This is a genomic window from Streptomyces sp. NPDC040622 (assembly GCF_055593965.1).
Map to the genome: position 1 here is coordinate 1 of NZ_JBVIXD010000026.1, position 18,446 is coordinate 18,446.

19 protein-coding genes and 1 pseudogene are annotated in these 18,446 nt (G+C 71.3%); 8 read left to right on the forward strand and 12 right to left on the reverse strand.

Annotation, left to right across the window (positions count from 1 at the left end):
- A pseudogene (locus ACZ592_RS38755) lies at nucleotides 1-176 on the reverse strand (2-isopropylmalate synthase); the annotation flags it as partial.
- Between the two features lie 324 nt (nucleotides 177-500).
- On the opposite strand from ACZ592_RS38755, the gene ACZ592_RS38760 reads away from it, so the two are divergent.
- From ACZ592_RS38760 to ACZ592_RS38775, 4 genes are all read left to right on the forward strand, one after another.
- Nucleotides 501-1,580: a M4 family metallopeptidase gene (locus ACZ592_RS38760; protein ID WP_471586459.1), complete on the forward strand. Its 1,080-nt coding sequence runs from the start codon at nucleotides 501-503 to the stop codon at nucleotides 1,578-1,580.
- A 43-nt stretch (nucleotides 1,581-1,623) separates the two neighbouring features.
- Entirely contained in the window at nucleotides 1,624-1,890 is a 267-nt protein-coding gene (locus ACZ592_RS38765; RefSeq protein WP_471586460.1) for a protealysin inhibitor emfourin, read from the forward strand.
- Nucleotides 1,891-2,007: 117 nt separating this feature from the next.
- Nucleotides 2,008-3,378 (forward strand): GH1 family beta-glucosidase, encoded by a 1,371-nt coding sequence (locus ACZ592_RS38770; protein WP_471586461.1) that lies wholly within the window; start codon nucleotides 2,008-2,010, stop codon nucleotides 3,376-3,378.
- On the forward strand, nucleotides 3,375-4,613 hold the full coding sequence (locus ACZ592_RS38775) for an MFS transporter (protein WP_471586462.1): 1,239 nt from the start codon (nucleotides 3,375-3,377) through the stop codon (nucleotides 4,611-4,613). The genes ACZ592_RS38770 and ACZ592_RS38775 overlap by 4 nt, the downstream gene beginning before the upstream one ends.
- A 40-nt stretch (nucleotides 4,614-4,653) precedes the next feature.
- Here ACZ592_RS38775 and era read toward each other — a convergent pair whose 3' ends face one another.
- The gene (gene era / locus ACZ592_RS38780) at nucleotides 4,654-5,616 is read right to left on the reverse strand and encodes a GTPase Era (protein WP_471586463.1); all 963 of its coding nucleotides are present in this window, start codon (nucleotides 5,614-5,616) and stop codon (nucleotides 4,654-4,656) included.
- 165 nt (nucleotides 5,617-5,781) lie between these two features.
- Between era and ACZ592_RS38785 the strand changes: the two genes are divergently transcribed.
- Both ACZ592_RS38785 and ACZ592_RS38790 read left to right on the forward strand, forming a co-directional pair.
- The gene (locus ACZ592_RS38785) at nucleotides 5,782-7,095 is read left to right on the forward strand and encodes an ammonium transporter (RefSeq protein WP_471586464.1); all 1,314 of its coding nucleotides are present in this window, start codon (nucleotides 5,782-5,784) and stop codon (nucleotides 7,093-7,095) included.
- Nucleotides 7,092-7,430, forward strand: a complete 339-nt coding sequence (locus ACZ592_RS38790) for a P-II family nitrogen regulator (protein WP_471586465.1) — start codon at nucleotides 7,092-7,094, stop codon at nucleotides 7,428-7,430. Before ACZ592_RS38785 ends, ACZ592_RS38790 begins: the two co-directional genes overlap by 4 nt.
- 112 nt (nucleotides 7,431-7,542) lie before the next feature.
- On the opposite strand, the gene ACZ592_RS38795 is transcribed toward ACZ592_RS38790, so the two are convergent.
- Nucleotides 7,543-7,908, reverse strand: a complete 366-nt coding sequence (locus ACZ592_RS38795; RefSeq protein ID WP_471586466.1) for a cytidine deaminase — start codon at nucleotides 7,906-7,908, stop codon at nucleotides 7,543-7,545.
- A gap of 26 nt (nucleotides 7,909-7,934) precedes the next feature.
- On the reverse strand, nucleotides 7,935-8,843 hold the full coding sequence (locus ACZ592_RS38800; protein ID WP_471586467.1) for a helix-turn-helix transcriptional regulator: 909 nt from the start codon (nucleotides 8,841-8,843) through the stop codon (nucleotides 7,935-7,937).
- A gap of 91 nt (nucleotides 8,844-8,934) precedes the next feature.
- Here ACZ592_RS38800 and ACZ592_RS38805 point away from each other — a divergent pair, with 91 nt between their 5' ends.
- A complete protein-coding gene (locus tag ACZ592_RS38805) occupies nucleotides 8,935-10,362 on the forward strand; it encodes an MFS transporter (protein WP_471586468.1) in 1,428 nt (475 codons plus the stop codon).
- 28 nt (nucleotides 10,363-10,390) lie between these two features.
- On the opposite strand, the gene ACZ592_RS38810 is transcribed toward ACZ592_RS38805, so the two are convergent.
- Entirely contained in the window at nucleotides 10,391-10,603 is a 213-nt protein-coding gene (locus ACZ592_RS38810; protein ID WP_471586469.1) for a DUF397 domain-containing protein, read from the reverse strand.
- 150 nt (nucleotides 10,604-10,753) lie between these two features.
- On the reverse strand, nucleotides 10,754-11,653 hold the full coding sequence (locus tag ACZ592_RS38815; RefSeq protein WP_471586470.1) for a helix-turn-helix domain-containing protein: 900 nt from the start codon (nucleotides 11,651-11,653) through the stop codon (nucleotides 10,754-10,756).
- Nucleotides 11,654-12,074: 421 nt separating this feature from the next.
- Here ACZ592_RS38815 and ACZ592_RS38820 point away from each other — a divergent pair, with 421 nt between their 5' ends.
- Nucleotides 12,075-12,203 (forward strand): hypothetical protein, encoded by a 129-nt coding sequence (locus tag ACZ592_RS38820; RefSeq protein ID WP_471586471.1) that lies wholly within the window; start codon nucleotides 12,075-12,077, stop codon nucleotides 12,201-12,203.
- Between the two features lie 205 nt (nucleotides 12,204-12,408).
- Here the strand turns inward: ACZ592_RS38820 and ACZ592_RS38825 are convergent, their stop codons facing one another.
- The 6 genes from ACZ592_RS38825 to ACZ592_RS38850 all read right to left on the reverse strand — a co-directional run bounded on the left by ACZ592_RS38825 (nucleotide 12,409) and on the right by ACZ592_RS38850 (nucleotide 18,243).
- Complete coding sequence (locus ACZ592_RS38825) at nucleotides 12,409-12,765, reverse strand: MmcQ/YjbR family DNA-binding protein (protein ID WP_471586472.1); 357 nt, start codon at nucleotides 12,763-12,765, stop codon at nucleotides 12,409-12,411.
- Entirely contained in the window at nucleotides 12,762-14,072 is a 1,311-nt protein-coding gene (locus tag ACZ592_RS38830) for a hemolysin family protein (RefSeq protein WP_471586473.1), read from the reverse strand. Before ACZ592_RS38830 ends, ACZ592_RS38825 begins: the two co-directional genes overlap by 4 nt.
- A 4-nt stretch (nucleotides 14,073-14,076) precedes the next feature.
- Entirely contained in the window at nucleotides 14,077-14,574 is a 498-nt protein-coding gene (ybeY, locus tag ACZ592_RS38835) for an rRNA maturation RNase YbeY (RefSeq protein ID WP_471586474.1), read from the reverse strand.
- Between the two features lie 12 nt (nucleotides 14,575-14,586).
- Nucleotides 14,587-15,603, reverse strand: coding sequence for a PhoH family protein (locus ACZ592_RS38840; protein WP_471586475.1), 1,017 nt, complete (start codon nucleotides 15,601-15,603; stop codon nucleotides 14,587-14,589).
- A gap of 122 nt (nucleotides 15,604-15,725) precedes the next feature.
- Nucleotides 15,726-16,829, reverse strand: coding sequence for a carbohydrate kinase family protein (locus ACZ592_RS38845; protein WP_471586476.1), 1,104 nt, complete (start codon nucleotides 16,827-16,829; stop codon nucleotides 15,726-15,728).
- A 100-nt stretch (nucleotides 16,830-16,929) separates the two neighbouring features.
- Nucleotides 16,930-18,243: a glucarate dehydratase family protein gene (locus ACZ592_RS38850; protein ID WP_471586477.1), complete on the reverse strand. Its 1,314-nt coding sequence runs from the start codon at nucleotides 18,241-18,243 to the stop codon at nucleotides 16,930-16,932.
- Nucleotides 18,244-18,446: the final 203 nt, after the last annotated feature.

Genomic DNA, 18,446 nt, shown 5'->3' on the forward strand with positions numbered 1-18,446 from the left:
CGGGCCGGCGACATCGGATCGATCAGCGCCTGATTGCCGTCCCGCAGATCCGTGGACAGCCAGCGCGGCGCCACCGTGATCCGCCGGTCCGGCCAGGTCCGGTCGGGAATGTCCACCTGCTCGTACCGCCCGTACTTGTGAACGGGCAGGGATGTGGGGCGCTGAAAGTTCGGCATGATGCGTGGGCTCCTCGGAGGGTGTCCGCTGGATCCTCTGCGAAGGTGGTCCTGGGCAGAGGGACGGCCGACGGTCTTGGCGCAACACCAAACTCCGCGGGGAGGGGGTCGGCCTCGACTACAGGCCCTCGCCGCGGCAGCTAAGGAGAAGCAGCCCGAATCGCATGATGTACCGCAGCCTAGCCGAGACGCCCGTGACGCGCGGGCCCGTATCAGTATGCGGGATCGCGCCCAGGTAACGGCCAAGAGGTGATCAATACCTCTATTTCACTAATCATGGTTGCAGGTAGTGACAATGGCATGACCCAGTGCCACATTGCCGCCATGACCGCCAACCGAGCGGGCTTCGAGCCCGTCTTCTGCACGATCATTCCGCCGCACGTCCTGGACACCCTCGCCCAGAGCCAGGACCCCACGCTCGCCGCGCCCGCCCGCCGCACCCTCCAGCGGGACGCCTTCGAGCGCACCCAGCGCCGCCTGACCACCGTCGTCGGCGCCCCTTCCGTCTCGGCGCCCAAGGAAGCCACCGAGGGCAAGCCGCACCGCACGATCCACGACGCCAAGCACCGCACGGAGCTCCCTGGCCGCAAGGTGCGCGGCGAGGGCGACAAGCCCGGCAAGGACGCCACCGTCAACCGCGCGTATGCGGGCCTCGGCGCCACCTTCGAGCTCTACCAGAAGTCGTACGAGCGCAACTCCATCGACGGCAACGGTCTGCCGCTGAGCGCGACCGTGCACTACTCCGAGGAGTACAACAACGCCTTCTGGAACGGCGAGCAGATGGTGTTCGGCGACGGTGACGGCGAGATCTTCCTCGACTTCACCATCCCCGTGGACGTCATCGGCCACGAGCTCACCCACGGCGTCGTGCAGTACACGGCCAACCTGACGTACTTCGGCCAGCCGGGCGCCCTGAACGAGTCGCTCGCGGACGTCTTCGGTTCGATGATCAAGCAGTACACGCTCGGCCAGACCGTCGCCGACGCCGACTGGCTGATCGGTGCGGGCCTGCTGGCCCCGCGCGTCACGGGCAAGGCGCTGCGCTCCATGAAGGAGCCCGGCACCGCGTACGACGACGACGTGCTCGGCAAGGACCCGCAGCCCGCCGACATGGACCACTTCGTGAAGACCGGCCGCGACAACGGCGGCGTGCACATCAACTCCGGCATCCCCAACCGCGCGTTCTACCTCACCGCCGACGCGCTCGGCGGCCACTCGTGGGAGCGGGCCGGGCAGATCTGGTACGCCGTCCTGACCGGCGGCGAGCTGGCGCAGGACGCGTCCTTCACGGACTTCGCGAAGCTGACGGTCGCCGCCGCGCGCGCCAAGTACGGCGACGGCGACGAGCTCAAGGCCGTCATCGACGCGTGGTCCACGGTGAAGGTGCCGGCCACCGACGGCTGACGCCGTGCTTTCGGCCGCCCATCCGGTGGAGTAGACAGGACCCATGCGTATCCAGGTGGAGCGGACCGGAGGATTCGCGGGCATCGACCGGCATGCCGAGGTGGACACCTCGCAGCTGGCCGATGCCCCGGAGTGGCACGCACTGGCCGATGAGGCCCTGAAGGAGGGAGGGAGCGCCCCGGCCATCGGGGTGCCGGACGGCTTCAACTACCGGCTGACGGTGGACGGGCGGACGGTGTACTGCTCGGACCCGCGGCTGACGGAGCCGCAGCGGAAGCTGATCACGCGCGTACTCAAGGAGGGCTCGTAGCGCAGGGTCCGTGAAGAGGTGCTCGTAGAGGCAGGGCTCGTAAAAACCTGAGCTTTGTTCATCTTCTTTCCGCACGCCCATTGACTTCCGTACCGGCCGGTACGGAGGATCCCGCCCATGGCAGCGAGTGCGGCGTCACCGGCGAGAGAGCCCATCCCCCCGTTCCCCCGCGACTTCCTGTGGGGCGTCTCCACGTCGGCCCACCAGATCGAGGGCGCCGTCGACGAGCGCGGCGCCTCGGTCTGGGACGCATTCACGGCCGTGCCGGGGAACGTGAAGGACGGCACGACGGCCGAGGTCGCCTGCGACCACTACCACCGCTACCGCGAGGACGTGGCGCTCGTCCGCGACCTCGGGGTGGACGCCTACCGCTTCTCCGTCTCCTGGCCCCGCGTGCTGCCCGCCGGCGCGGGCGCGGTGAACCCGGCCGGCCTGGACTTCTACGACCGCCTCGTGGACGAGCTGTGCGCGGCGGGCGTACGCCCCGTCCCCACCCTGTTCCACTGGGACACCCCCTTGGTCGTACAGGAGGCGGGCGGCTGGCTCGACCGGCGGACCGCCGAACGCTTCGCCGAGTACACGGCCGTGGTGGCGGCCCGCATCGGCGACCGCGTCACGAAGTGGATCACCCTCAACGAACCGGCCGAACACACCCTGCTCGGCCACGCGCTCGGCCAGCACGCCCCCGGTCAGCGGCTCCTCTTCGACGCACTGCCCGCCGCCCACCACCAGCTCCTCGCGCACGGCCTCGCCGTACAGGCGCTGCGCGCCGCGGGCGCCCGCGACATCGGCATCGCCAACTCGCACGGCCCGACCTGGCCCGCCTCCGACACGGCACAGGACCTGGCCGCCGCGGACCTCTACGACGTACTCCTCAACCGCCTCTTCGCGGACCCGCTGCTGCTCGGCCGCTACCCGGAGGGCTTCGGCGAGCTGATGCCCTCGCCCGGCCTCGAAGCCGACCTGAAGGTCATCGCGGAGCCGCTCGACTGGTACGGCATCAACTTCTACCAGCCGACGAAGGTGGGCGCCCCGCCGCCCGAGGGCACGGCCGCCGAGTTCTCCGGCGTCACGCTCCCGCCCGAACTCCCCTTCTCCCCGCGGGAGATCGAGGGCTATCCGGTCACCGACTTCGGCTGGCCGGTCGTCCCCGAATCCCTCACCGAACTCCTCACCGCCTTCCGCGACCGCTACGGCGACCGCCTCCCGCCGCTGGTCGTCACCGAGAACGGCTGCAGCTACGACGGCCTGGACGACCAGGAGCGGATCACCTATCTGGACGGTCATCTGCGGGCGCTGCACCGGGCGTTGGACGCGGGCGTCGACGTGCGCGGCTACTTCGTCTGGTCGCTGCTCGACAACTTCGAGTGGGCGGAGGGCCACCGGCAGCGCTTCGGCCTGGTCCACGTCGACTACGACACCCTCAGGCGCACCCCGAAGGCGTCGTACCACTGGCTGCGCGAGGCCCTGCGGGCGCGGCGCCCATGACCGCCACCGCGCTGCGGGAGCCGACCGAACGCGTCGGCCGCGGCTGGACGGCGTCGCTGTCGGTCGCCAACGGCGCGATCTGGGTGGGCTGGTACGGCCCGCTGCAGATCCTGCTCGCCCTGCAGGCGGAGGAACTGGCCCCGGCCGGCACGTCGAAGGAGACCGTGCTCGCCTGGGTGACGGGCGTCGGCGCGGTCGTCTCCCTCGCCGCGAACCCCCTCTTCGGCGCGCTCTCGGACCGCACCGTCTCCCGCCTGGGCCGGCGCACCCCGTGGATCGTGGCGGGCACGGCGGGCGGTGCGGCCGCACTGCTGCTGCTCTCCGCGGCGGGCTCGGTGTGGTGGATGGCGGCGGGCTGGTGCCTGGTCCAGCTCACCCTGAACGCCGCCTTCGCCGCGGTCACCGCCGCCGTCCCCGACCGCGTGCCGCGCGGCCAGCGGGGCTCGGTGGGCGGCTGGCTCGGCGCGGCGCAGCTGCTCGGCGTGGTCGTCGGCACGGGCCTGGCCACGGTGGGCGGCGGCACGGTCACCGGGTACGCGGCCTGCGCGCTCTTCACCGTGGCGGGCGTGCTGCCCCACGTCGTACGCCACCGGGACCTGCGCCTGTCCGCCGCCGACCGGCCGCCGTGGAACCGGCGGGAGTTCCTGGCCGGCTTCTGGCTGAGCCCGCGCCGCCACCCCGACCTGGCCTGGGCCTGGCTGACCCGCTTCCTGATCAACGTCAGCAACTCGGTGGTGCTGCTCTACCTGCTGTACTTCCTGCGCGACCGCCTGCGGTACGCGGACCCCGAGGAGGGCGTACTGATCCTGACGGCCGTGAACGGCGTGACGATGCTCGCCACCGTCGTGGTGGGCGGCGCCTGGTCGGACCGGGTGGGCCGCCGCAAGCCCTTCGTGATCTGGTCGGGGGTGCTGATGGCGGTGGCGACGGGACTGCTCGCCCTCTGGCAGACCTGGCCCGGCGCGATCGTCGCCGCCGCGGTCCTCGGCATCGGTTTCGGCGTCTTCACGTCGGTGGACTTCGCCCTGATGACGGACGTCCTGCCGCAGGCCATGGACCGCGGCAAGGACCTCGGCGTCATCAACATCGCCAACTCGCTCCCCCAGGTCGCGGCCCCCGCGCTGGCGGCCCCGATCGTGACGTACCTGGGCGGCTACCGGACGCTGTACCTGGCGGCGGCGGTGATCGGGCTTGCGGGGGCGGTCCTGGTGACGCGGATCAGAGGGGTGGACTGAGGCGGCGCCGCGCAGCGGGCCAGCCCCTTGCGGTGATCCCTCAGAAACCGAGCTTGCGGAGCTGGCGGGGGTCCCGCTGCCAGTCCTTGGCGACCTTCACGTGGAGGTCGAGGAAGACGGGCGTGCCGAGCAGCGCCTCGATCTGCTTGCGGGACTTGATGCCGACGTCCTTCAGGCGCTTGCCCTTCGGGCCGATGATGATGCCCTTCTGGCTGGGCCGCTCGATGTAGACGAACGCGTGGATGTCGAGCAGCGGCTTGTCGGCCGGCCGGTCCTCGCGCGGCAGCATCTCCTCGACCACGACGGCGATGGAGTGCGGCAGCTCGTCCCGCACGCCCTCCAGCGCGGCCTCGCGGATCAGCTCGGCGACCATGACCTGCTCGGGCTCGTCGGTGAGGTCGCCCTCGGGGTAGAGCGGGGGGCCCTCGGGCAGCAGCGGCACGATGAGGTCGGCGAGCAGGCCGACCTGCTGGTCGCCGACGGCCGACACGGGCACGATCTCGGCCCACTCGAAGCCGAGCTCCGCGCCGAGCTGGTCGATGGCGATGAGCTGCTCGGCGAGGGTCTTGCTGTCGACCAGGTCCGTCTTGGTGACGATCGCGATCTTCGGCGTCTTCTTGATGGAGGCGAGCTCCTTGGCGATGAACCGGTCGCCGGGGCCGAGCTTCTCGTTCGCGGGCAGGCAGAAGCCGATGACGTCGACCTCGGCCCACGTCGTGCGCACGACGTCGTTGAGCCGCTCGCCGAGGAGCGTGCGCGGCTTGTGCAGGCCGGGGGTGTCCACCAGGATCATCTGGGCGTCCGGCCGGTGCACGATGCCGCGCACGGTGTGCCGCGTGGTCTGCGGCTGGTTCGCGGTGATCGCGACCTTCTTGCCGACCAGAGCGTTCGTGAGGGTGGACTTGCCCGCGTTGGGGCGGCCGACGAAGCAGGCGAAGCCGGCCCGGTGGGCGGCCTCGGACGGCTCGGCTGATGACGGGGTACGAACGCTCATGGCGCCCATTGTCCCTGATCCCGGGAGCCCCGCCGCACCGCCCGGCCCGCGGGTCCTCGCCGCCGCGCCCCGGGACCCGTCCCGTGCGTCCGCGGAAACCCCCGCGCAACACGAAACACGGCGGAAACCCGCGGGTGCCCGATACGAAACGCGCGCGCGTGACGCTCTCCCCCCATGACGACCTCCGCCGCCCCCCACCTCGACACGGGCGACACCGCCTGGCTGCTCGCGGCCACCGCGCTCGTCCTCCTGATGACGCCGGGCCTCGCCCTGTTCTACGGCGGCATGGTCCGCACGAAGAGCGTCCTGAACATGCTGCTCATGTCCTTCGTGGCGATCGCCCTGGTCACCGTGGTCTGGCTGGTCGCGGGCTACTCGCTGGCCTTCGGGGACGACTCGTTCGCCGGCCTGATCGGCGGCCTCGACCACGTCGGCATGGCGGGCATCGGCCCGGACAGCCTCACCGGCACGGTCCCCACCCTCCTCTTCACCACCTTCCAGCTCACCTTCGCGGTCATCACGGCGGCGCTGATCAGCGGCGCGGTCGCGGACCGCACCAGGTTCGCGGCCTGGCTGGTCTTCGTACCGGTCTGGACGCTGCTCGTATACGTTCCCGTGGCGCACTGGGTGTGGGGTCCCGACGGCTGGATCGCGAACTCCCTCGGCGCCCTGGACTTCGCCGGCGGCCTGGTCGTGGAGATCGCCTCCGGAGCGTCGGGCCTGGCCCTGTGCCTGGTGCTCGGCCCGCGCATCGGGTTCAGGAAGGAGGCGATGCGCCCGCACAGCCTCCCCATGGTCCTGATGGGCGCGGGCCTGCTCTGGTTCGGCTGGCTCGGCTTCAACGGCGGCTCGGCGCTCGGCGCGAACGGCCTGGCGGCCGCCTCGCTCCTGAACACGCTGGTCGCGGGCTGCACGGGCCTGCTCGGCTGGCTCTTCGTGGAACAGCGGCGCGACGGCCACCCCACCACGTTCGGCGCGGCGTCGGGCGCGGTGGCGGGGCTGGTCGCGATCACCCCGTCGTGCGGGGTCGTCGACATCGTGGGGGCGGCGGTGATCGGTCTCGCGGCGGGCGTCGTCTGCTCGTACGCGGTCGCGTGGAAGTTCCGCCTCGGCTATGACGACTCCCTCGACGTCGTCGGCGTGCACCTGGTGGGCGGGGTGGTCGGCACGCTCCTGATCGGCCTGTTCGCGACGGCCACGATGACGGCGGGCGGCCAGGAGGGCCTGTTCCACGGCGGTGGCCCCGGCCAACTCGGCAAGCAGGCGGTGGCGGTCGTCGCGGTGGCGGCGTACACGTTCACCCTCACGTACGGCATCGGCACGGCGATCGACAAGCTCGTCGGCTTCCGGGCGTCGGCCGAGGACGAGCTGACGGGCCTGGACCAGACACAGCACGCGGAGAGCGCCTACGATCACGGCGTCCTGGTGAGCCCCGTGGGCTCCGCCTCGGTCAAGACCTCGGTCAAGAAGGGGAACCCCACCGCATGAAGCTGATCACCGCGGTCATCAAGCCGTTCCGTCTGGACGAGGTGAAGACGGCCCTCCAGGAACTCGGTGTGCACGGACTCACCGTCACCGAGGCCAGCGGCTACGGCCGCCAGCGCGGCCACACGGAGGTCTACCGGGGCGCGGAGTACCAGGTGGACCTGGTCCCGAAGGTCCGCGTCGAGGTAGTGGTCGACGACGCGGACGCGGACCCGGTCCTCGACGCGATCGTTCGCGCGGCGCACACCGGCAAGATCGGCGACGGGAAGGTGTGGTCGGTCCCGGTGGAAACGGTGATCCGCGTCCGCACGGGCGAACGGGGCCCCGACGCGGTGTGACCTCCGCTCGGGCGAACGGCGGGCACGGGGCTCGGCCGATCACCGGCTCCGCCGGGTTCGTCCGCGATCGCCGGACGCGCCGAACGGTCCCGCGATCGGGGAAGAGAGCGCCTCAGGCCCGGCCTCGGCCCGCCTCGACCCGCTCCCGGACCTCCCCGTCGGCCCCGGCCAGGAAGACCGGCGTCCCGGCCCCGCCGAGGTCCCGTACGGCGGCCAGATCCTGCCCGTCGACCTCCGAGGCGTCGGAGACGACCGCCGCCGCCTCCAAGGACTCCGCCCCGGACGCCACCGCCATCGCCACCGCGGTCCGCAGCGCGGACAGCCGGAGCGAGTCGAGCGCGACCGTCCCGGCGACGTACGTGCGTCCCGTCTCGTCCCGCACGGCCGCCCCCTCGGGCACCCCGTTGCGGGCGCGGGCGGAACGGGCCAGGGTGACGATCTTGCGGTCCTCGGGATCCAGCGCGGCGCTCTCAGTCATGCCCCGAGCATACGGAGCACGCCCCGCTACCCCGCCACCGGATGGATCGACCCGCGGCGCCCCTCGGGCGAGGCGAGCCACGCCAGCTTCCCCGCCGTGTCCGCCTCCGCGTTCGGCATCGGCGTGTGCAGCACGATCGTGAGATCGGGCCTGGCCGGCACCTTCAGCTGCGTGGACTCCAGGAACAGCGCCCCGACCACGGGGTGCTCGATCTCCTTGGCGATCTGCCCGCCGGGCAGGATGTCCCGCCGCTCCCACAGCTCGGCGAAGTCCCCGCTCACCGACTTCGCCTCGGCGATCACCGCGGCGAACCCGCCGTCGTCGGGGTGCTCCGAGCACGCGGCCCGGTACATCGCCACGACCTGCGGGGCGTTGCGCTGCCAACTGGTGGCGCGGGAGCGGTAGATGGAGTCGGTGAAGAAGGTGAGCAGGCAGTTGTCGGAGGTCTCCGAGCGCATGCCGAGCACCGACGCGGCCGCGTCGTTGTACATGACGCAGTTCCAGTAGGCGTCCATGATGTGCGCCGGATACGGCAGCCAGGCGTCGATGAGCCGGTGCAGCCCCTCGCACATGGCCTGGTCGTCCCTGGCGACCTCGGGCGGCGGCGGGTTGAGCCCGGACAGGACGTACAGATGACGCCGCTCGGCGCCGCTCAGCTTCAGTACGCGCGCCACGGAGTCCAGTACCTGCGGGGATACGGAGATGTCGCGGCCCTGCTCCAGCCACTGGTACCAGGAGGCCCCGACGCCGGCGAGCACGGCGACCTCCTCACGGCGCAGTCCTGGCGTACGCCGACGCGCCCCGCCGTCCGGAAGTCCCGCTTCCGCGGGGCTGATCCGTGCGCGCCGGCTCATCAGGAACTCCCGCAGCTCCCCGAGGCGATGCGCCTTCGAGGCGTCCGCGCCCTGCGCAGAGACCGACGACGCTGTTGTCATGTGGCGCTCCCCCAAGCCCTGACTGGTGTTCCGACCACCAGCATAAGTTCCCGCTCCCCACGGATATTCCGCCCGGGACAAGCTCTTGACCATGGCGATCGACACCACCACTGCCCCCTCCCCCCAGGCCGCCCCACCGGCGCCGCGACCGCACAACCCCAAGCTCTCCCCCCGCGACAAGCTCGTCCTCTTCGTGCTGTGCGCCGCACAGTTCATGGTCGCGCTGGACTTCTCGGTGCTGAACGTGGCGCTGCCCGTGCTCGGCGCCGACCTCGGCATGAGCCAGTCCGCGCTGCAGTGGGCGGTGACCGCCTTCGCCCTGCCCTCGGGCGGATTCCTGCTGCTCTTCGGCAGGACCGGCGACCTCTTCGGGCGCCGCAAGCTGTTCCTGGCGGGCCTCGCGCTCTTCGGCCTGGCCTCGCTCCTCGCCACGTTCGCGTGGGACCCGGCGTCGTTCCTCGCCGGGCGGGCGCTGCAGGGCGTGGGCGCGGCGGCCATCGTGCCGACGGGCATGTCGCTCCTGACGACGACGTTCCCCGAGGGCCCGCAGCGCGACCGGGCGCTGGGCATCTCCGGCACGCTGCTCTCGCTCGGCTTCACGGTCGGCATGGTGCTCGGCGGGGTCCTGACGGACACGCTCGGCTGGCGCTCCACGATGGGCCTGCTGACCCTCTTCGTCCTGATCGTGCTGCCGCTGGCGCCCGGCCTGCTGCCCGAGTCCCGCAACCCGGACCGCCCGCGCCTGGACATCCCCGGCGCCGTGACGGTGACCGGCGGTCTGCTCGCCCTGATCTACGCCCTCTCCACGGCGGCCGAGCGCGGCTTCGGCGGCGCGGACGTCATCGTCACGCTGGTGGCGGGCGCGCTCCTGCTCGCGGCCTTCGGGTACGTCGAGTCGCGTGCGGCGGCGCCGCTCGTCTCGCTGCCCATGCTGCGCCGCGGCACGGTGGCGTGGGGCAACCTCGGCGGTCTCGTCACCTTCTCGATGATGTCGACGGTCGTCTTCGTGCTGACCCTCTACCTCCAGGAGATCCTGCACCTCTCGGCGTTCCGCACGGGTCTGGTCTTCGGCGTGCAGGGCGTTCTGTCGGTGGTCGCGGGGATGTACGCGCCGAAGGTCATCGGCCGCTTCGGCGCCCGCCGCACGCTGGTCGGCTCGCTGCTCGGCCAGGGCCTGTTCGTGGCCTCGCTGCTCGGCATCGGGGAGGGCGGCGGGTCGGTGTGGCTGGCCGCGGCCGGGGTGTCGGTGGCGAGCATGTTCCACCTGGGCGCGATCGTCTCGTACGGCGTGACGGTCACCTCGGGCGTCCCCGACGAGGAGCAGGGTCTGGCGACGGGCCTCGTCACCTCCACGCAGCAGGTCGGCATCACCATCGGGATCCCGCTGCTCGGTGTCCTCGCGACCACGGGCACCGACCTCCTCGCGGGCACGCGGACGGTCCTCCTGATCGACGCGGCGGTGGTGCTCGTGGCGGCGGCCGCGATCGCGGTGGGGCTCGGCGGGCGCCGCCGGGTGTGACATCTCGCCGGGCGCCGGCCCGTCCCTGTCAGGGGCGGGCCGGCCTCACGTCTTGAGCCGGGCGGCGGACGACCGAGGGGAGGAAGGCGGCCCAGGCGTCGGGGCCGACCTCCAGGACGGCGCCCCCGCTCCGTGCGGAGTCACGGACCAGGACGGCGTCGCCGGTCCAGGCGAATTCCACGCAGTCGTCACCGGAAGCACCGCTCGCACTGCTCTTGCGCCATGCCCATGTGCTGCCCACGCTTCTTCCTCCACCCCGGGTGCGGAAGGCCAGCCGACACGGCTGGTGCAGAGGCACGTAGCACCTCTTCCAGGATAACGGCGTGTCATACAGATCTGAACGACCGGTTTCACGCCAAGGTCCCGCCGACCAGGGGTATTTGAGGGAGCGTCACTCCGTTTCCGCGAGGGGGAGCAGCCGTGCGAGATCGTCGGCACCCTCCTCGACACGGGTCGCGAGGATCCGCAGCAGTTCGGCCGTGCGCTCCTTGATGGCGAGGTCCTCCAGCTCCCAGAACCGCTCCAGGTAACGCCCGCTCTCCTCCGGGGCGTTACTGCTGTAGGAGTCGCCGCGCGGGTTCTCCAGATAGAGCGAGTCCGGCATCTCGTCGGCCTCGAACTCGAAGAGGGTGAAGGGCCCCTGGATCCCGGGGTGCGCGCCGACACTGAACGGGAGGATCTGGATGGTCACCTTGGGCAGCGCCGCCAGCTCGGCGAGCCGCTCCAGCTGGGCCCGCATGACACCGCGTCCGCCGACGTGGCGGCGCACCACCGACTCGTCGAGGATGTAGAACACCTCGCGCTCGCCGGAGGTGAGCGTCTCCTGACGGGAGAGCCGGACCTCGACGGCCCGCTCGATCACCTCGTCGGCGAGACCCTTGTCGTACGCCCGCATGATGGCCCGGCCGTACTCCTCGGTCTGCAACGGACCGGGCACCTGCAGGGAGTTGTACGTCCGGACGATCGACGAGGACGACTCCAGGGCGAGGAAGTTCAGGAACTCCTTGCTGTACAGGTCGCGGTACTCGGTGTAGGGCATCTTGCGGCTGCCCCGCGCGAGATCGAGCAGCTCCTCGATCTTGCGGCGGTCCCGGATGCCGTACGCGTCGAGCAGGGGCCTCAGGTCGTTGACGGAGACGCCGACCTCGCCGGCCTCGATCCGGATCAGCTTGGAGGGGCTCCACTCCATCTTGGCGGCGACCTGTCGCTGGGTGAGCCCGGCGGCGGTGCGCGCCTTGCGGAGCTCTGTGCGCAGCCGCAGCCGCTGAAGTGCCGCACTTGGCGCGCTCATGATGGCTTCACCCCCAACCGGACCGTGCGAGGTGCAACATAGCAGACTAGCAGCTTACTCATCGAGACCTTCCGGGACGACAGTTCACGCCACTGCCAGAAGACCCGAGATCCCGCGACGCGGCAACCGCACAGGGCCGGACGGGCCGACAGTTCACGGATAGCTATATCGCACTTGGCGAGCCTTCTTTCGGCGAGGTATCCGACAGTACTACCCATGTCGCAACGTGCGGGCTACGATATGGCAGAGGGTAGCCTGCTCAACTGACCATCGCCGCAAGGAGGTTGAGATCGGAACCAGGACGGCACTGACCCACTCCATCGAGTGCCGTCATCCGTCAGTTCCCTCTTCCTGGCGCCACCCGTTCGTGGCTCGCCGCGGTATCCACGACTCGCGTGGAACCAGGAAGGAGAACAGCCCGATGGCCGAGAAGCCGGACGGGCGCCGCACCATCCGCACGTGGACCGACTGGGTCGCACTGTCGGCTCAGGGGGCCAGCCTCGTCTTCGTGATCCAGCAGATCATCGACAGGTGGGTGCTCCACGTGTGACAAGGGAACTGGCCCCGGCCTGAAGGCCGGGGCCAGCCGCGGCGAACGCCATCGCACGACGTTTCCACTCCGAGTTCCTTGGCCGGCAGCCCGGAGTGGGAGCGTTTCGGGTCCGCCCACCCCTCCATTCTGCCGCCCCACCACCTCGATGGCGAGGGGCTGTTGGGACACTCTCGCGGGGCGCGCCCCGGGCCGCGTACGCCCCTCAGGGCCGGTCGAGCCGCAGCCGCTCCGCCCGTGGCAGTCCCGCGACCACCAGGTCGTACGAGTCCTCGACGAGCTCCCTGATCTGCCGCTCCGGCAGGGCGCCGTCGACCGAGACGGTGTTCCAGTGGCGCTTGTTCATGTGCCAGCCCGGCACGATCTCCGGGTGCGCGGCCCGCAGCCGGTCGGCGATGTCCGGCTCACACTTGAGGTTGACGGTGAGCGGGTGCCGGTCGAGGGCCGTGAGCGCGAACATCTTCCCCGCCACCTTGAAGACCGACGTCTCCGGCGTGAAGGGGAAGTCCTCCACGGCGTCGTTGAAGGACAGGCAGAACGCGCGCAGGTCCTCGGGCGTCACCCGGACTCCCCCGGCTTCTTCGCGTCGCCCGCGACGACCCCGACGGGCTCCACCAGCACGGTCATGATCCGGTTGCGACGGCCGGCCGCGGACTCCGCGGTGAGCTTCAGCTCCCGCCCGTCCGGCAGCGGCACCACCGCGGAGGCGCCCGCGATCGGCACGCGGCCCAGCTGCTTGGCGAGCAGTCCGCCGACGGTCTCGACGTCCTCGTCGTCGAACTCGTCGAGGCCGAAGAGCTCCCCGAGGTCACCGATGTCGAGCCGCGCCGTCACGCGGTAGCAGCCGTCGGCGAGCTCCTCCACGGGCGGCAGCTCGCGGTCGTACTCGTCGGTGATCTCGCCGACGATCTCCTCGAGGATGTCCTCGATGGTGACGATGCCCGCCGTGCCGCCGTACTCGTCGATCACGACGGCCACGTGGTTGCGCTCCTGCTGCATCTCCCTGAGCAGGTCGCCCGCGTTCTTCGTGTCCGGGACGAAGGTGGCGGGACGCATCGCCGTCGACACCAGCTCGGACTCGCTGTCGCGGTTGATGTGCGTCTTGCGCGCCAGGTCCTTCAGGTACACCATGCCGACGACGTCGTCCTCGCTCTCCCCCGTCACGGGGATCCGCGAGAAGCCGGAGCGCAGCGCGAGGGTGAGGGCCTGCCGGATCGTCTTGAAACGCTCGATCGCCACCAAGTCCGTGCGGGGCACCATGACTTCGCGGACGAGGGTGTCACCGAGCTCGAAGACGGAGTGGACCATGCGCCGCTCCTCGTCCTCGATCAGCGACTCCTTCTCGGCGAGGTCGACCATCGCGCGCAGCTCCGCCTCGGAGGCGAACGGGCCGCGCCGGAAGCCCTTGCCGGGCGTGAGCGCGTTGCCGATGAGGATCAGCAGCGGCGGGATCGGGCCCATCACGCGGGCCAGCGGGAGCAGCACGTACGCCGAGGCGGTCGCCGTGTTCAGCGGGTGCTGGCGGCCGATGGTGCGCGGGGAGACCCCCACGGCGACGTAACTGACGAGGACCATCACGCCGATGGCGACCGCGAGGGCCTGCCAGGTCTCGTCGAACTCCTGCAGGCAGGCGTAGGTCACCAGGGCCGCCGCGGCCATCTCGCACGCCACCCGCACGAGCAGCGCCACGTTGAGGTAGCGGGTCGGGTCGGCGGCGACCTGCGCGAGCTTCGCGCTGCCGCGCCGCCCGGAGCGGACCGCCTCGTCCGCGCGGAAGCTGGAGACCCGGGCGATGCCCGCCTCCGCGCACGCCGCGAGCCAGGCCACGACGACCAGGGCGACCGCGCCCGCGATCAGTTGAAGACTCATGGCGCTAGGAGACCGTGGGCGCCGGGGACGGGCCGGTCAGGCCCTTCTCCGCGCGCCAGCCGTCGACGATGGCGGCCTGCAGGCCGAACATCTCGGCCTTCTCGTCGGGCTCCTCGTGGTCGTACCCGAGCAGGTGCAGCACCCCGTGGACGGTGAGGAGCTGGAGCTCCTCGTCCATGGAGTGCTGCGTCGGGGCGTCCTCGCCCTGCTTGGTGGCGACCTCGGGGCAGAGCACGATGTCGCCGAGGAGGCCCTGCGGGGGCTCGTCGTCGTCCTTCATGGGCGGCCGCAGCTCGTCCATGGGGAACGACATGACGTCGGTGGGCCCGGGCAGGTCCATCCACTGGATGTGCAGCTGCTCCATGGCGTCGGCGTCCACGACGATCACCGAGAGCTCGGAGAGCGGGTGGATGCGCATCCGCGCGAGTGCGTAGCGGGCGATGTCGAGGATCGCCTGCTCGTCGACCCTTGTTCCGGATTCGTTGTTGACGTCGATCGACATGGTGGTGCTGGTCTACTTCCCGTCGCGGCTGTCGTGCTGCTCGTACGCGTCGACGATACGGCCGACCAGCTTGTGCCGGACGACATCGCCGGACGTGAGACGTGAGAAGTGGATGTCCTCCACGCCGTCGAGGATCTGCTGGACCTCGCGCAGGCCGCTCTTCGTACCGCCCGGCAGGTCGACCTGGGTGACGTCACCGGTGATGACGATCTTCGAGTCGAAGCCGAGGCGGGTGAGGAACATCTTCATCTGCTCGGCGCTGGTGTTCTGCGCCTCGTCGAGGATGATGAACGCGTCGTTCAGCGTGCGGCCGCGCATGTACGCGAGCGGGGCGACCTCGATGGTCCCGGCCGCCATGAGGCGCGGGATCGAGTCGGGGTCGAGCATGTCGTGCAGCGCGTCGTACAGCGGGCGCAGGTACGGGTCGATCTTCTCGTAGAGCGTGCCGGGCAGGAAGCCCAGGCGCTCGCCCGCCTCGACCGCCGGCCGGGTCAGGATGATGCGGTTGACCTGCTTGGACTGCAGGGCCTGCACGGCCTTGGCCATGGCGAGGTAGGTCTTGCCCGTGCCCGCGGGGCCGATCCCGAAGACGATGGTGTGCTTGTCGATCGCGTCGACGTACCGCTTCTGGTTGAGGGTCTTGGGGCGGATGGTGCGGCCGCGGGACGAGAGGATGTTCTGTGTGAGGACCTCGGCGGGGGTCTCCTCCGCGCCGGTGCCGTTCTCGTCCGCCCTGAGCATGGCGATCGAGCGTTCCACTGCGTCCTCCGTCATCGGCTGACCGGTGCGGAGCACCAGCATCATCTGATCGAACAAGCGCTGGATCAGGACGACTTCGTCGGCATCGCCCACGGCGCTGATCTCATTGCCCCGGACGTGGATGTCGGCCGCCGGGAAGGCCTTCTCGATCACCCGCAGCAGAGCGTCGCCGGAGCCGAGGACAGTCACCATCGGGTGGTTCGCCGGGACGGCGAAGTGGGCTCGGGCCTGGTCCTGCGCGTCGGTGTGAGTGGTGGGTGTCTGAGTCATGGGCCGGCTCTGAAGGCCTGCTCATCCTCCTCGTGCGGGGCTTGGTGGCCGCTCGACAGCCTTGCACTGCCAAGAGTACGTCGCGGCACTGTCAGTGCCGTAGGACTTTTACGCGGCGTCCCTCAGGCCGAGCGGAACCCGATCGTGGGGACGGCACGGCGCAGGGGCCAGGGGCGGCTCGCCGCCGGGAGCAGGTCCTGCAGGAAGCGGTAGCGCCGCAGCGCCACCGGGTCCTGCCCGTCGAGCTCCCGCACCCGGCGCCACCACGCCCCCACCTCCGCCCACCCGGGCGCGGACAGGGACCCGCCGAACTCCTGGACGGAGAGCGCCGCCGTCAGGCCCGCGAAGGCGAGGCGGTCGGCCAGCGGCCAGCCCGCCAGCGTCCCCGTGACGAAGCCGGCGACGAAGACGTCGCCCGCGCCGGTGGGGTCGAGCGCCGCGACCTCGATGGCGGGCACCTCGGCCGTCTCGCCGGTCCGCCCGTCCACCGCGTACGCGCCCTCGGCACCCAGCGTCACCACCGCGAGCGGCACGTGCTCGGTCAGCGCCCTGGCCGCGGCCCGCGGGCAGGAGGTGCGGGTGTAGCGCATCGCCTCCTCCGCGTTCGGCAGGAACGCCTCGCAGTGCGCCAGGTCGGCGAGGCCCGCCAGGTCCCAGCGCCCGGTGTCGTCCCACCCGACGTCGGCGAAGATCCGTGTGCCGCTGCGGGCGGCCTGCGCGATCCAGGGGGCGCGGGCGCCGGGCGTCAGGGAGGCGACGGCGGCCCGGGCCCGCGGGGGGCACGACGGGGCGCCGCCGTCCGGCGCGTCGGCGTCCGGCGGCGGCTCGTGGCCGTGGCTGACCATGGTCCGTTCGCCCTCGTACGCCATGGAGACGGTCACCGGGGAGTGCCAGCCGGCCACGGTCCGTGAGGGGGTGAGGTCAATGCCCTCCCCTTGTTCGAGGGCGTCCCAGCAGTACTCCCCGTAGTGATCGTCGCCGAAGGCCGCGGCCAGCGACGTGTGCAGGCCGAGCCGGGCGAGGGCGGTCGCCATGTTGGCGACGCCGCCGGGACTGGACCCCATGCCGCGGGCCCAGGACTCGGTCCCGCGCACGGGCGCGGAGTCGAGCCCGGTGAAGATGATGTCGAGGAAGACCGTGCCGGTGAGGTAGACGTCGCAGTCCGGATCACCGGCTCTGCGGGCTGCCTTCAGCGGGTCGACGCTGGGCTGTAGGGGTACGACCATGCAGGCAACGTAACGGACGAGCCCCCAAGAGGCCCGGGGATACCCGGCACGGCACGGCGCGAGTGGCACCCGCGGCGGCCCCGCGACCGGGCCTCGTGGGCTACCAGCGGGGCACGGCCGGGGTCGTCCACGCCGGGTCCGCCACCCGCATCGCCGCCGCGTCGTCCCGCTCCCGCAGCGCCCGGAACTCCTCGTCGAGCCAGCGCGCGTGCAGGGCGGCGAGCCTGTCCCTGTCGAGTGCGACGCCGAGCCCCGGCGCGTCGGTGACGGCCACCGTGCCGTCCGTGAACCGCAGCCGTTCGGTGAGCACGTCCTCGGCCTGCCACGGGTAGTGCGAGTCGCAGGCGTGGTGGAGTCCGGGCACGGTCGCCGCCACGTGGGTCATCGCGGCCAGGCTGATCCCCAGGTGCGTGTTGGAGTGCATCGACACACTCACCCCGAACGTCCGGCACACCGCGGCCAGTTCGCGGGTGCGCCGCAGCCCGCCCCAGTAGTGGTGGTCGGAGAGCACCACCTGCACGGCCCCCTTCGTGAAGGCCTCCGGTATCTCCTCGAAGGTCGTCACGCACATGTTCGTGGCGAGCGGCACCCGGGTGCCGGCGGCGACCTCGGCCATCGCGGGCGTGCCGAGCGCGGGGTCCTCCAGGTACTCGAGCACGTCACCGAGCTCCTGGGCGACCTTCAGGGACGTCTCCACGGACCAGGCGCCGTTGGGGTCGAGCCGCAGGGGCCTGCCGGGGAACGCCTCGGCCAGGGCGCGGATCGCGGCGGCCTCCTCGTCCGGCGGGAAGACGCCGCCCTTGAGCTTGAAGGAGGTGAAGCCGTACCGCTCGGTGAACAGGCGGGCCTGGGCGACGATCCCGGCGGGGTCGAGCGCGGCGCCCCACCCCGCGTCCGGCTCGCAGGCGACGCCCTCGGGGTGCTCGGCCCACTTGTAGAAGAGGTAGGCGCTGTACTCCACCGCGTCGCGCACCTTGCCGCCGAGCAGCGCGTGGACCGGCAGGCCGAGGGCCTTGCCGAGCGCGTCCAGGCACGCCACCTCGAACCCGGAGACGACGGAGAGGCGCAGCTTGTCGGCGGTCTGCACGCCGCGCAGCCCGCCGACGTCCACGGAGGCGTCGACCCGGGCCGCGTCCACGGACACGTCGTCCGCCAGTGTGAACAGGCCGTTCAGGTCGTCGACCCGGTGCCCGGCCAGCCGCTCGGCGAAGGGCCGGGCGAGCTCCAGGTACTTGCCGTCCCCGTACGTCTCCCCGACGCCCGTCACCCCACCGGCGGTGACCACCTCGATGATCAGGCGCGGGGTGTAGGGCTGGTGCACGCCCTGGGTGTTGAGGAGGGGCGGGTCGGCCACGAGGACGGGCGTGAGACGGACCTCTTCGATGACGAGACTTCCGGAGCGCTGTCCATACATGAGAACGGAGACTAGGTACGCGAACACGAGGTCGTCAATGGCGCGTCCGTACGTCCGCACGTCCGCACACGTCGAGGCCGGCGCCCCCGGCTCGGAGCCCGGCAGTTGCGCGAGGACGGCACGGGCGACGCAGGCGCCGATGTCGTACAGGTACAGGTACAGGTCTGCGGGGGGGGCGTCGTCGTACGCCGCGTGGAGCTGCG

What these genes read in the sequence shown, in the direction of transcription:
- ACZ592_RS38775 (WP_471586462.1), top strand. Translation starts at nt 3,375, where the DNA reads ATGACCGCCACCGCGCTGCGGGAGCCGACCGAACGCGTCGGCCGCGGC.
- ACZ592_RS38820 (WP_471586471.1), top strand. Translation starts at nt 12,075, where the DNA reads ATGGCCGAGAAGCCGGACGGGCGCCGCACCATCCGCACGTGGACCGAC.
- ACZ592_RS38765 (WP_471586460.1), top strand. Translation starts at nt 1,624, where the DNA reads ATGCGTATCCAGGTGGAGCGGACCGGAGGATTCGCGGGCATCGACCGG.
- ACZ592_RS38760 (WP_471586459.1), top strand. Translation starts at nt 501, where the DNA reads ATGACCGCCAACCGAGCGGGCTTCGAGCCCGTCTTCTGCACGATCATT.
- ACZ592_RS38815 (WP_471586470.1), bottom strand. Translation starts at nt 11,653, where the DNA reads ATGAGCGCGCCAAGTGCGGCACTTCAGCGGCTGCGGCTGCGCACAGAG.
- ACZ592_RS38840 (WP_471586475.1), bottom strand. Translation starts at nt 15,603, where the DNA reads ATGACTCAGACACCCACCACTCACACCGACGCGCAGGACCAGGCCCGA.
- ACZ592_RS38830 (WP_471586473.1), bottom strand. Translation starts at nt 14,072, where the DNA reads ATGAGTCTTCAACTGATCGCGGGCGCGGTCGCCCTGGTCGTCGTGGCC.
- ACZ592_RS38800 (WP_471586467.1), bottom strand. Translation starts at nt 8,843, where the DNA reads ATGACAACAGCGTCGTCGGTCTCTGCGCAGGGCGCGGACGCCTCGAAG.
- ybeY (WP_471586474.1), bottom strand. Translation starts at nt 14,574, where the DNA reads ATGTCGATCGACGTCAACAACGAATCCGGAACAAGGGTCGACGAGCAG.
- ACZ592_RS38790 (WP_471586465.1), top strand. Translation starts at nt 7,092, where the DNA reads ATGAAGCTGATCACCGCGGTCATCAAGCCGTTCCGTCTGGACGAGGTG.
- ACZ592_RS38845 (WP_471586476.1), bottom strand. Translation starts at nt 16,829, where the DNA reads ATGGTCGTACCCCTACAGCCCAGCGTCGACCCGCTGAAGGCAGCCCGC.
- era (WP_471586463.1), bottom strand. Translation starts at nt 5,616, where the DNA reads ATGGGCGCCATGAGCGTTCGTACCCCGTCATCAGCCGAGCCGTCCGAG.
- ACZ592_RS38795 (WP_471586466.1), bottom strand. Translation starts at nt 7,908, where the DNA reads ATGACTGAGAGCGCCGCGCTGGATCCCGAGGACCGCAAGATCGTCACC.
- ACZ592_RS38850 (WP_471586477.1), bottom strand. Translation starts at nt 18,243, where the DNA reads ATGTATGGACAGCGCTCCGGAAGTCTCGTCATCGAAGAGGTCCGTCTC.
- ACZ592_RS38770 (WP_471586461.1), top strand. Translation starts at nt 2,008, where the DNA reads ATGGCAGCGAGTGCGGCGTCACCGGCGAGAGAGCCCATCCCCCCGTTC.
- ACZ592_RS38785 (WP_471586464.1), top strand. Translation starts at nt 5,782, where the DNA reads ATGACGACCTCCGCCGCCCCCCACCTCGACACGGGCGACACCGCCTGG.
- ACZ592_RS38805 (WP_471586468.1), top strand. Translation starts at nt 8,935, where the DNA reads ATGGCGATCGACACCACCACTGCCCCCTCCCCCCAGGCCGCCCCACCG.